The sequence below is a fragment of the Legionella jordanis genome, assembly GCF_900637635.1.
In the GTDB taxonomy this organism is placed as follows: domain Bacteria; phylum Pseudomonadota; class Gammaproteobacteria; order Legionellales; family Legionellaceae; genus Tatlockia; species Tatlockia jordanis.
This window is the reverse complement of the sequence record NZ_LR134383.1, coordinates 1,144,282-1,156,382: the sequence shown is the minus strand read 5'-3', so window position 1 is coordinate 1,156,382 and position 12,101 is coordinate 1,144,282. Positions and strand designations below refer to the sequence as shown.

Below are 12,101 nucleotides of genomic sequence, written 5' to 3'. Positions count from 1 at the left end.
CAGCTCTTTATTAAATCTGAAGAACTAATTTTTAATAAGCCAGTGGGCTCAACCATTGGCTTTTCTGTTCAAAACCTGCTGTTTGTTCAACTCAGCCATAAACCGTTCTTCTTTTTCGGTTATATAGCGTTTATAACCTTCAGGATCAACGAAGGGATTTGCCTTGGCACCCTTTTTCAAGGCAGCGTATTTCCGCTCAAGACCGAAGTAGCCAGCATGTGCACCCAGAAATAAGTCACAATGCAAAGATTTTAGAATTTCAAAACCCTTCTTGTAGTCCTTGGCTATATCTGGATAGGTTTGGTTATTTATTAATTGATAGCCTGGATTTACATTGGGACTACCCAGAATAACCACATCATAGCTTTTATTTTTATCCTTAATCTTCATAGTCCATGTAGTGCATCCTTTAGTATGGCCAGCAGTCCGATGTGCGATTAAGCGTGCATCACCCAGTTTCACTTCTTCACCATCATGAAGCACATGATCCACCTTGGTTGGTTCATAAATACTATCGGGATCATTCCCATACTGAAAATCGAGCTTTCCCCCGCTTTCAACAACTGGTGCATCCTCATCCATAACCATATAGCTCGCCCCAGTCATTTTTTTAATGAGAGCGCTTCCAGCATCATGATCGGCATGGGCATGGCTGATTAAAAGAATTTTGGTGTCCGCAAACTTAAAACCAAGTTGCTCAATGCTGGCCTTGATTGCAGGTACATCCGTTTGCAAATTGCTATTAATCAGAATATTACCTTCTGAACTGACGATTAAGTAACTGGCTAAATCCTTATTGCCCACGTAATACAGATTGCTGACAATTTTAAAAGGAGGGAAAGGTTCACCACTGGGATAAGGGGTTGAAAAAGCCAAACTTTCAAAAGTTAAGCCAAGGATAAATAGGAAAAAAGAAATTATTTTTGTCATGTTACCAGAGTGATTAAAAATTCAAGGGCTCTTTTTAATAGAAGCAAGTTTAAAATTCAAGTTCATTCTGTGTTCACAGGCAGTTAGGGTGTTGGTGCGGGAATCTTATTCCAATCGCAGGAGCAATTGCCGGTAGCATCAGGTGGAAAAGGGACCGCAGAAAAATTGCTAGGAAAACAAATGGGAATATTCCAGGCTACTTCTTTAGGGCCAATTGAACCTGGCATAGACCAGTAGCGTATGGACATGTATTTTTTACCGATTTCACTTTGCCAAAAAACCGGTTGATAGGTTGCTTCATAATAGAAACTTTGCGCAGGTTGACACTCATACCTTGCTCTCGCCCAGGACTTGCCCTTGGGTAAATCAATAGTGACTGCGGGCTCATTGGTATTGGAATCAATGACCACTACTTTAACCTCATAATTTGTCCAACAACTGTCTTTGGCTAAGGTAAAAAAACAGGGAAAGGCAAACAATTGGGTGGAGGCCAGTAAACCAAAGATAGAAATAATCCATTTCATAATGAAAACCATAGCCCAGAAGAATACGTTAATTATAAACGATCTCTGAAAATTAAGCGCTGCTTATGAGCTATGCTTTCTTTTTATAATTACTGATTGATTCTTCAGGGTCACCACAATTTTGAAAAAATATCGCATGCAACAGCTTTTAATTAAAGAGCAGGTTGATTTCCTAAGAATATGAGTATATTCTTCGCGCTTGAGGAGAGATGGCCGAGCGGTTGAAGGCGCACGCCTGGAAAGTGTGTATACGGCAACGTATCGAGGGTTCGAATCCCTCTCTCTCCGCCACCCACTGAGAGTGTTCCATGCATTCCCCCTTAATTCAGTTTTTCTACGAGTGCGAACAATATTTTTTTGAATCAATCAGCATCAAATCGGGGAGCTTAGACGAAGGCAGCAACGTCTACATCACGGATGTACCGATTTCCAGCTTGAATCTGCTGGTTTTGTATAAAAAACCCACCAACATGCATGATTTCTTTAGCAAGTACGACCAGTTTTTTTCAAGGCAGCAGTTACCCTGGTCAGCGGTTATTTCTGACCACTTTCTTGACAATGACATGGCCTTTTCTGAAGTCGCTAGTTATTTTAATCATTACGAATCCGCAACACCGATGGTTATTCAACTTCATGATGACCTGCAACCCCAATATCAAAAAGACAATTGCTTAATTAAAGGAAGCAATGAGGCGCTTCAGGACTGGATGCAACCCTTAATCGAAGCCTTCAATTCAACGCTCGAACTAACAGCCATTTACTTAGGCACGCATCAACACGCCTTGGGCAAAAAAGCCCAGCTGCAGCATCTTACTTTGTATGTGAATGATAGACCGATCTCTTCTCTTACCGTGTCGAGACACAAAAACTTAGCCCGCATTGATGACTTTGGTACCTTGCCTGCTTACCAGGGACAAGGATTCGGGCGCCATTTATTAACTTATACCCTTAATCAGCTCAAAAACACGGGGGTTGAATTTTGTTTTCTGGAGTCGGCTCAAGGGAGCCTTTCCTTGTATAAAAAAATGGGTTTTAAGCCGCTTTTCAATCGAAGATATTTGTGGGATTTTAAAGCCTAGAACGTATCCAGAGGGAACCCTCCAAACATAATCAGGCGCTATCCATACTTGGTAACGCCTGCTGTAACGATTAAATCATCATGTTTTGAAATACATTGGTGGCGGTTGCTTCTTTTGACTCCACTTCCAGATAGCCATTTCCACACATAGCGGCAATCTTGATTAACAGGGCTTTTTGCTGTTCTAACTGAAATTGCAGCTCGAATATACTGCTGTCCTGGTGGCTTAATTCACAAAATCGTTGGACCTGGCGTTCTTTAGGTTTCTTGGGATAGCCAAAAAATGCATAACCCCTTTGTCCCAAAGCTAAATAGCGGGCCGCCCTGAGGACTTGTCCATAATCCTTGGCACCTTCATCCAGGTCTTCCTTATTGTCTATTCGCGGCTTGCCTCCAAGCAGCTCTGCAATGATTAATGCCCTCTTTGGATCTTCTAAAATCAGCTCCAAATTACTTTGGTTTAACTGTTCACTCTGAGCTAAACAACAACAAGCACTGGCAATGGTCCGAAAAAGACCCACATGCTCCAGTATTTTATTGAGGTTAGGAACCGTCAGCAATTTAGCCTTGTTTAAGTCTGCCAATAAATCCTGGAACTCAAGATTTAATACATTCCTTGCATACAAGCTTTCATATAAAGAGCATTTGTCTTCGATTTTACTTATATGATTAGCCAAGAGTTGCTTTAAAATGCCTCCCGCGATAGACGCATTTTCAGGGTGCTTAAGCACCATTTCCATGTGGAATTCATCCAAATTTCCAAGTTGGGCAAGCTGTTTAAATAAATAAGCCAATGATTCTGCTTCTTCATGATGGATACTCAGTATTTCTTTGTATTTTGGGTTGCCGATAGATGCCTTTTCCAAAATCATTATACCCTTTGCCATTTTTTCAGCAGACAATGGCGTTCTAAAAATAATATTCGCATCCGTTTTCGGCATCAGCATGTACATATAGTCCATTTCTCTAAGAATTGAATAATATTCAGGATTGTGAAAAAGGACATCAAAAACAGCCTGTGCCGAATCTTTATTCAATCGGAACCGATTTAAAATACTTATAGAAGCATCGAGAACTTTGATATTCCCGAGGTCGATTGTAAAAATGATTGCGGGTAAATTACTCTGAATATCCCAACCATTTTCATCAAATACCTTTATCCATTTCGCTTGAATTTCCAGCGATTTTACCCCAACACTGGAGAGCAGTTTATCTAGAGCTGTCGAAGTAATGTTATCTTTAGAACGCGCCAACTCTTTCAAGATAGGCAATAAAAATTTATTCAGATTTCCCAATTGGCAAATGCGTTTGAAATATTGTGGCAACAAACCACGATCGGCATCGACAAGTAAATTTAACACCTCATAAATTTGAGCAATATCTTCAGAGAGAGGCAGACACTCCCAGTCGCTTTCGTCAAATTTATGTTGGGTTAACAACAAAACAGTATCCAGCATGCTTTCCGAGTCTTTGCTTTGCGCTACCAGCATTAAGGCTGTCTTTGAAGGGGTGCGAAGTTCTTCTACGAGAGACGTTATGTAGGGCAACCTTGGCTCGATTGTCACCAGATTGGCGTCTTTTGAAAAATCCTCGAAAAATTCCTCGTTGTATTTACCCTTTAATAAAACGATTAAGGATGAAAGCGCGTTAGGATATTGACTGTTCATCAGTAACTTTAAATTACTTACGTTTAAAAGAGCGCTCCTTCTCAATTGGATAAGCGCGTCCCTCCCTCCAAGAAATTTTGCAAGTTCATCCAGGGTGATGCTGCTTTGCGAACCATTCCAGGTGCGTTTTCCAGAGCAAATTTTTGCCAGATTAAGAAGCTCAACTTCGTTTAAATCATCATTATCATTTCGATTTGCCAAAGAATCGCTGAACTGGCGTAATTCCCGAATGTGCTTTTCATCTACTAATATTCGGAACTTACCTTTATTTAAATCGTAATATTGGAGCCATTCTCTAACTTGTGAGACTTTCATCTTAATAATCCTATCCCTGTTGTTCCCAGCAAGAACATAACGATAGCTGTACAAACAGTCAATAAATTCATTACAGGTCAGGTATTAGAGGAGCAAACATGTTCGCTAAAGAAGCAAAGTAATCGCAGTTAAGTCCATCTTGCATATTCCAAATCCAAGACAGGATGATTTGGACAAAACAATATTGATAAATACGCACTTCATCTAAATGAAGCAGACTGGCAAACATGTGAATTCGATTTTGCAAAAGTTTTGCAGCATCTTGGCATTGCAATAAATTTGGCATGGGATTTCTTATAAAGGCGCATAACTCATATATTTCTTCGCCAACAACCCCTTTGGGATCAATGATTAACCAGCGCTTGCCATGGCGAAGAATGTTGTCATGATGTAAGTCACCATGAAGCAATTTAATGGGTCCTGCCGTTTGCATTAAATAATTTTTAAGCTCGCGAGCCATGCACAAATAGTGCTTGGGTATTGCTAACCAATCCTCATCAAGGGCTGAAAACCACTGGGAAACATAAGGGAACCCTTCAGCAGGAGAAACTTTCTGCAACTGTTTTATGCATTCGCAGGCAATTTTGACGGACTCAAGCTCCTGGGCTGGCCAATCCATTTTTAATGAATCTCCAGGAATTGCCCGCTCTAAAAGCAATGCCTGTTCATCTTTCTCCAGAAGAGTCACCACACCGCAGTTTTCAAACGCCATTAGAGCTTCTGCTTCTTTTTGCAGATTGCAAGGTCTAGGATTGAGTTTTAAAACAATAGGCTCAGTACCCCGGAAGCCAGTTAAAATATAATTGAATGAACAATTTGCTATAGGGTTTAACCCTCTTAAATCCCACATTTTGCTTATTCTTTCAATTAGGGCAGGCAAGCGATTGAGCCATCTCCTCCCGTCTTCACCATATTTGTGCAACATGTTTTCGCTTTGTGAATGCAAACTCGCTCCCCCATTATCAACATTTAAAATGTCCATTGAATTTATTAAAAAAGCTCTTATATAGTAAATTCCATCTTCAATTAGTATCGCCACACTATTTTAAAAATTCCAAGGTATAGGAGATCCCGGCATGAGCCATAATGCCATTTCACCCGAAGATATTCTTGCGACTGGTGCAGACCACGCTGAATTTCGAGGGATTCAAGTCAGAAAAGCCAGTGTCGCAGCATTTTTAGCAAACATCGAGTTGCTTGAGAGCTCTTCAACTGCAAGTGAAGCATATCAGCAGGCCTTGAATAAATTAAAGGAGCTGGCACCCGCGGTAGTGGCTGTGGGGCTTCATCGGCACGCCCAGTTTAAAAATACTTTGGTTGAATCCATCATTGTGGATGCAGCGCAAGCTTTCAGTGATGCTAACTCTTGAATGTCTGCCATTGATGCTGCGAAAGTCGATAAAGTACATGTTCTGAAAGACGATGATGGGCATCCAGGGCAGGATGCTTGAAATCATCCGTTTCGCGACGATGAAGACCTATTTTTTGCATAACTCGTTGCGAGCGCAAATTCGTTACGCTGGTAAATGAAACTATTTCGGGAAAATTAAATTGTTCAAATCCATAATCAAGAATCGCTTTAGCTCCTTCCGTTGCTAATCCCCTTCCCCAAAATGCACAAGCCAAACGCCAGCCAATCTCCACGCAAGGAGTAAAGTGAGATTGAAATGTGGGCACATTAAGTCCGATAAAACCCATAAACTCTCCTGTTTCTCTGAACTCAGCCGCCCAAAGACCATAACCATATCGAGTGATGTGAGCCCTAATTCTGGAAATCATTGCCACAGTTTCTTCCGGACTTAATAATGCAGGAAAATGCTCCATAACTCGAGCGTCAGCATTCATTGCAATAAATGCCAGGCTATCCGAATCTTGCCATTCGCGAATAAGGATACGAGTAGTGGAGAGAATGTTCATTTTGTTTTATTAAGGGGACTAATTTACAAACAACAGGCACAGGTATCTTTCATTATGATGAATTTTATAATAATTAAAAGGGTTTAAAACAAGCTTAAAGGTTTTAGAATTAAAATTAGAAAAATAAATCTTGCCTTCTACTCCTTTTTCTTATAAAAATCTCCACTTGTTGTGTTTTGCCCTAGAAAATTATGGACAAAATACCAAATTATTGTACAATTTTTCCGCCTTGGTGCTTCATTTTGAGAGATTATAAAGGTAGTGATTAACCAGAAACAACAGCATGCCGCACCGATAAGCGATGGCGGTTACAAGCGAGGACTAAAGGATAGACATGTCCAACTGATCGCCTTAGGCGGGATTATTGGTTCAGGCTATTTCCTGGGGACAGGAGCCGTTGTGAATCAGGTAGGCCCTTCCGTATTCATTGCCTATATATTAGGCGGCTTAATCATTTACCTAACGATGCTGTGCATGGGTGAGTTGGCCGTTGCCATTCCTATTTCAGGCTCATTTATTACCTACACAGCCGATTTTATTTCGCCTACAATCGCTTGCGGTGTTGGCTGGTCTTATTGGATTAGCTGGGTTGCTTATATACCTGCAGAATGCATTGCCGGTGGAATTATTATGCAACATTTCACTGGGATTAATGGCTATGTATGGGCTGTATGCTTTGGCCTTCTTATTACCTACATTAATATTGCAAAAGTGGGCACCTTTGGTGAAATAGAGTTTTGGCTGGCCATTATCAAAATTGCGGCTCTTATGGGCTTTGTTGCTCTATCCATTTTGATTTTCTTCGGTTTAATACATGGGCCACAACCTCCAGGACTCATTGGTGCTAAATACATTTTTAATCAAGGGGGGTTATTCCCTAATGGCCACATGGTTCTATTAACAGCCATGGTTTTACTCCTTGTAAATTATCAAGGTTCGGAAATTATTGGCCTGGCAGCAGGTGAATCCATTAATCCAGCTCGTATGATTCCAAGGGCAATCCGCACAGTTACTTTCAGAATTTTATTCATTTACATCATTCCTGTATTCTGTCTGGTATTGATATATCCTTGGCAAAAAGCTGGTCTTGCTAACTCTGTTTTCGCTGATGCACTTAATTTTTATGGCTTAAAATGGGCGGGGGTTGCCACAAGTTTCGTTACTTTAAGCGCCACCCTCTCCTGCTCCAACTCTGGAGTATATGGGATTGTTCGTTCACTCAATGCATTGGCCCGTAATGGAATGGCTCCGCACAAGCTAAGTAAGCTTAACCGCAATGCAGTTCCGCAAAATGCAGGAATTGTGACTTTAATTGCGATCTGGCTACTGCTGGCGGCGGGATATTTTTTTGGCCAGTCCATGCTGTATATTGCTCTCTTACTAGTTTCTGGTTTTACTGGAGCTACTGCATGGATTTCTCTATGTTGGGCACAAATTAATTTCCGCAAACGCTTATATAAAGCTGGGTATACAACGGACGATTTGAAGTATAAAACCCCCGGCTCTCCCTACACTGGAATTGCAGCAATCGTGTTAATGCTGACTTGTCTGGTTTTCCTCATTTTAAACCCGGATCCAAGTTATAAAATTGCATTTGTTATGGGTTTGGTTAGCTTTATTGTCCCTATTCTGATTTACAAGTTTGGTGGTTTTGGTAAAAAACGGCATTTAGCCATACAAAATATGAATAACTTGCAATTTAAGGATATTTTTCCCAACCGCAAGAAATAAACTCACATGATAAATCCCGTTGCTATGCAGACTGCAGGCGGGATAATTTTCCAAACATCTGTTTCTCTCAAAAGCTAGAACCTACCCGATATATTTTACCGGTTTGTAATCCTTCTACGCTTTTACTGTAGGCTAAAGCTGCCCTAACAGCAGGAATAGGCTCAAATCCTCTGAAATACTCAGCATATTTATCCATAGCTTCACTGATGACGGTGGGACTTACGCAATTTATTCTTTGTTTTTTTGGCATTTCAAGTGCAGCAGCCACCACAAAGGAATTCAGAGCTCCATTAACCAAAGAGGCAGAACAGCCGAAACGAATGGGATCATCACTCAAGATACCACTCGTTAAAGTAAATGAACCGCATTCATTGAGGTAATGTCTTCCAATAAGAACGGTATTCACCTGCCCCATAAGTTTATCTTTAAGACCCACATTAAATTCACTCTCATGCATTTTCATGAAATCTCCAAAGTGAACTTTACCGGTTGCCATTACAACGGCATCAACATGCTGCACCTTCTTAAACATCATTTCTATAGAAATTTTATCTGTTACATCAACCTGGATATCTCCCGAATGGTAGCCAACTTGGATGATTTCATGCCGGGATTGCAGCTCCTCGACGATGGCTTTTCCAATGGTCCCGGTTGCGCCCATGACGATGACTCTCACTCCTCTCTCCTAACTTGAATTTGTATTTTTATTCTCTCAGAAAAAAAATCAAGCTTCTATAATGTTTCACTGAGTCCTAATTCGTAGTACATTGGCTTAACTTATTGTTCAAATTTGAATATGTGATATTATGTACAATTTGTTCAATTAATTTTAAGAATTATGCCCAAGCTGATTTTATCCAAATTACCAAACCCATCATCAACCGTTGCTTCCCAACATTATTTTCGTAAATTGTCTCTGCTGATTGATCAATTTAACGAAGCCGAACCTGATGGTTATTTGCAACTGTGTTTATTGCAACAAATTGACGCGTATTCTAGGGCAATCATTGATCGCAGTGAGACCGATTTTTTTGAACCTGGTTCCAAAGAGTGTCGAAACCCTGGATTCAGGCAAGATGTTTATAAATGGCATTATCAACAAGAATCCACAGAAAATGAGTCCTCATTGCATGACTTATTACAACATTTTGGCATACATCGAGATGCTTCCTTTTCATTAAAAGCAGCTGAATATTCCATTGCCTGTGCTCGACTGCTTAAAATACAGAGCCAGGATAACGAGACCGTCCATTCCCTTCACAAACAGCTAGAGGACCGTTTATCTTTAACTGCTGCTGGACAAGACAGCTCTGAGGTTAATGGCAGAAAGCCAAACAGCATTGAACAATTTTATGAGCTGATGGAGGAACGCTTTTTAATTCTTCAAAATCTGCTCAGGGAAGCTCATCAAACAGATGCTGAAGAAGAAGCAAGCAGAAATTATAATCAATTGCTGATGACCCATTTGAAGATGGTTTACTTAATTGAAAACTCAGATGAGCTCCGAGAGCTGCTAGAAAATCACATGGCAATGCTTTCTCTGGTCCAGGCTGAAATGGAAATTCGTGCTTTGGGGATGAGCAAAGGCCAACATTTTCCCAATCAAAAAATTGGCCCATTGAATAAAAGACAAGTTAACAACCATAACTATTTCTTTAATTTATCTGCTGAAAAAGAGGACGAGATTACTTTAGTCATTCGTGAAGAGGATAGAGACAATCAAACCTTAGAACATCGCCTACTCTCGAACCGGGTTGCCAGATTTTTTGCCCAAGACTATGGCAACATGATGCGGCACAGTGAGAATCACATGGGCGACCATTATCAACCTATTGTTATAAGCCAATTGGCTAAACAAGGTAATTTAGTTCAGCTGTGCAAGAAGACTCCCACTGAACAAATAGCTTCTGAAGCACAGATTTATTTTTCACAAATTACAGAATTTTGTCAGGAGTTGGTAGCGCTTGATGTATTTCATCCTGACATTAAACTCACTAATTTCCTAGTTGAAAATAATCGGATACTCGTTAGTGATCGCAAGGCGTTGCTACGCGGTCAAAAAGCCAATATAAAAGACATTAGAACCTCTCCCCTCTATACACCACCTGAAATCCGGGTCTGCGTTAATAACCGCCAAGGTGTTATGCGAGCATTTAAGAGTATCGATCTCCTTCCTTCGATGTCCTATCAAATTGGTATTGCTTTAAAAGAATTTCTGCTAAAAGGCGACAGTCCTTTGAATCTTCTTTCGACGAACCTATTAAAGGCGGTTAAACATCCAAGTGATGCCCACCTTAATCTAATCGTTTTAAGTGAGGCTTTGACGCGTGGTATACCCACTCAACGGATTTCACTGGGTACTTGTTTGCAAATGCTGTCTTCAGATTTATTAAACCTCCCCCCGCAACAATTTCTAGCCAAACTTAACGAGGTAGAAGGACGAGACGTTTTTGCCATTCGAAACGCCCTTACTGATTTATTCCATTATGAGGCAATTAGCTTTGGTGATCTTGAGCAAGTCCTGCAACCTTATGGCAGCAGTCTGTCGCTTTTCCTTGACCCAGACGTGGAAAAAGTCCTCTTGCGTTTATTTAAGGAGAAACCCATCTCAGGCCAGTCTTTTTCTGAAGTTGGGCAATTAATAGAAACTCTGCAAAATCTGGTGGAACAAAATTCTGTAGAAGATCGATGTATCTATGCAATCAATGATGCATTAGACAAGGCGGAGCAGTGCATGAAAGCAGCCGAAGCGACTAAGCAAGATCATTGCTTGCCTCTTCAACTGCTAAAAAGAAGTATCAATCAGATTCAAAAAGACTATCGAAAGTACTTGCAAATTATTGCCGTTCGTAAGCTCTCAGCAAGAATTGCAGAAAAACCACTTTGCCCAGAAGATTGGAAGAGTCTTTCTTCTTGCTTAAATAGCTATTTAGGAATGGACTTAAACAGGGAATCCTCAAGATTTAAAGAGGCCTTCACTAAACTTAAAACACAAAGCGGCAAACTCATCCAGAAAGAAATCGATAATTTTAACTATCAACAAGCTGGCTTCTTTGAAAAACTGTGGTCCTGGTTAAGACTAAGGCCCATTCCCAATCGATTAACCAAAGAAGAGTTTGAGACCAACCCTAACCTTAAACATTGTTATGATTTTTTGAAAAGCCTTGATCAGAGCAAACTGACTCACTTACTCAAAGATAAGAGTACATTTATACTGAGCTTTTTGGAAGTTAAGGAAAATGATTCAGCAGATAAAATGAAGAAATTGAATAAAGGAAGCTCAAGTCCAAAACCTAAAGAGGAAGACGATGAAACAGCTACCACAAAAATTGCTAATGATGAAGGTGCTACTGTTGGAAATAAGCAAGAAGATCAACTGAAAGTTGAAGAACATCAAAAGGAACAATCTTCTGTGGAAATTAGTTTAGAAGTTATTGCACAATCCTCGACAGTTTCCGCCCAACCCTCATTTTAGGAGCAGATTTATTAAGCGAGTATAGAGCGAATCCATCGGTCTATACTCGTTTGATTGACAGCCTGCTTGCTTTCAATCTTCAAGCGGCAAAATATAGGTCTAATGCAATTTTTGACCATTAGGGACTGACGGCTCAGCAGATACTAAACAAATGTCCCCCTTTTCATCCTTGAACCCCAGCAATAAAAACTGGGATTTGAATCCTGCAATGTTTTTTTCTCCAAGGTTTACACAACCCACTACTTGCCTTCCTAGAAGTGACTGAGTGCTGTAATTTGCAGTGATTTGCGCTGAGGTTTGCAATATACCTATCTCTTTTCCGAAATCCACCCACACCTTAAATGCCGGATTTTTTGCCCTAGGGAACTCCTCAACTTTTATGATTGTTCCAGAGCGGATGTCGACGCGTTCGAAATCTTCATAGCTAATGATCATAAAATATTCCAATTTCGGCTAAACCACAT

Annotated in this window: 11 protein-coding genes and 1 tRNA gene; 5 read left to right on the top strand and 7 right to left on the bottom strand. The window is 40.4% G+C overall.

The genetic code is table 11. From position 1 onward, the window contains the following. Positions 1-48: 48 nt before the first annotated feature. Together bla and EL203_RS05235 are read right to left on the bottom strand one after the other, a co-directional pair. Positions 49-930, bottom strand: a complete 882-nt coding sequence (gene bla / locus EL203_RS05240) for a subclass B3 metallo-beta-lactamase (protein WP_058470175.1) — start codon at positions 928-930, stop codon at positions 49-51. Positions 931-1,013: 83 nt separating this feature from the next. Next, positions 1,014-1,454: a hypothetical protein gene (locus tag EL203_RS05235; RefSeq protein ID WP_058470176.1), complete on the bottom strand. Its 441-nt coding sequence runs from the start codon at positions 1,452-1,454 to the stop codon at positions 1,014-1,016. A 203-nt stretch (positions 1,455-1,657) separates the two neighbouring features. On the opposite strand from EL203_RS05235, the gene EL203_RS05230 reads away from it, so the two are divergent. Both EL203_RS05230 and EL203_RS05225 read left to right on the top strand, forming a co-directional pair. Next, a tRNA-Ser gene (locus tag EL203_RS05230) sits at positions 1,658-1,745 on the top strand. Positions 1,746-1,762: 17 nt separating this feature from the next. Then, positions 1,763-2,533, top strand: a complete 771-nt coding sequence (locus EL203_RS05225; protein WP_058470177.1) for a GNAT family N-acetyltransferase — start codon at positions 1,763-1,765, stop codon at positions 2,531-2,533. Positions 2,534-2,603: 70 nt separating this feature from the next. On the opposite strand, the gene EL203_RS05220 is transcribed toward EL203_RS05225, so the two are convergent. Both EL203_RS05220 and EL203_RS05215 read right to left on the bottom strand, forming a co-directional pair. Then, positions 2,604-4,514 (bottom strand): hypothetical protein, encoded by a 1,911-nt coding sequence (locus EL203_RS05220; protein ID WP_058470178.1) that lies wholly within the window; start codon positions 4,512-4,514, stop codon positions 2,604-2,606. 70 nt (positions 4,515-4,584) lie between these two features. Further along, positions 4,585-5,460 carry an aminoglycoside phosphotransferase family protein gene (locus EL203_RS05215; RefSeq protein ID WP_064108345.1) on the bottom strand — a complete coding sequence of 292 codons (876 nt, stop codon included), beginning with the start codon at positions 5,458-5,460 and terminating at the stop codon, positions 4,585-4,587. 130 nt (positions 5,461-5,590) lie between these two features. On the opposite strand from EL203_RS05215, the gene EL203_RS05210 reads away from it, so the two are divergent. Then, entirely contained in the window at positions 5,591-5,884 is a 294-nt protein-coding gene (locus EL203_RS05210; RefSeq protein WP_058470180.1) for a hypothetical protein, read from the top strand. Here EL203_RS05210 and EL203_RS05205 read toward each other — a convergent pair. Next, positions 5,874-6,431, bottom strand: coding sequence for a GNAT family N-acetyltransferase (locus EL203_RS05205; RefSeq protein ID WP_058470181.1), 558 nt, complete (start codon positions 6,429-6,431; stop codon positions 5,874-5,876). The genes EL203_RS05210 and EL203_RS05205 overlap by 11 nt on opposite strands. A gap of 261 nt (positions 6,432-6,692) precedes the next feature. On the opposite strand from EL203_RS05205, the gene EL203_RS05200 reads away from it, so the two are divergent. Next, on the top strand, positions 6,693-8,162 hold the full coding sequence (locus tag EL203_RS05200; RefSeq protein ID WP_122224896.1) for an amino acid permease: 1,470 nt from the start codon (positions 6,693-6,695) through the stop codon (positions 8,160-8,162). Positions 8,163-8,229: 67 nt separating this feature from the next. On the opposite strand, the gene EL203_RS05195 is transcribed toward EL203_RS05200, so the two are convergent. Beyond that, on the bottom strand, positions 8,230-8,838 hold the full coding sequence (locus tag EL203_RS05195) for a short chain dehydrogenase (RefSeq protein ID WP_058470183.1): 609 nt from the start codon (positions 8,836-8,838) through the stop codon (positions 8,230-8,232). A gap of 162 nt (positions 8,839-9,000) precedes the next feature. On the opposite strand from EL203_RS05195, the gene EL203_RS05190 reads away from it, so the two are divergent. Next, positions 9,001-11,637, top strand: coding sequence for a protein kinase family protein (locus tag EL203_RS05190; RefSeq protein ID WP_058470184.1), 2,637 nt, complete (start codon positions 9,001-9,003; stop codon positions 11,635-11,637). A gap of 99 nt (positions 11,638-11,736) precedes the next feature. Here EL203_RS05190 and EL203_RS05185 read toward each other — a convergent pair whose 3' ends face one another. Continuing rightward, the gene (locus EL203_RS05185) at positions 11,737-12,072 is read right to left on the bottom strand and encodes a tRNA-binding protein (protein ID WP_058470185.1); all 336 of its coding nucleotides are present in this window, start codon (positions 12,070-12,072) and stop codon (positions 11,737-11,739) included. Positions 12,073-12,101: the final 29 nt, after the last annotated feature.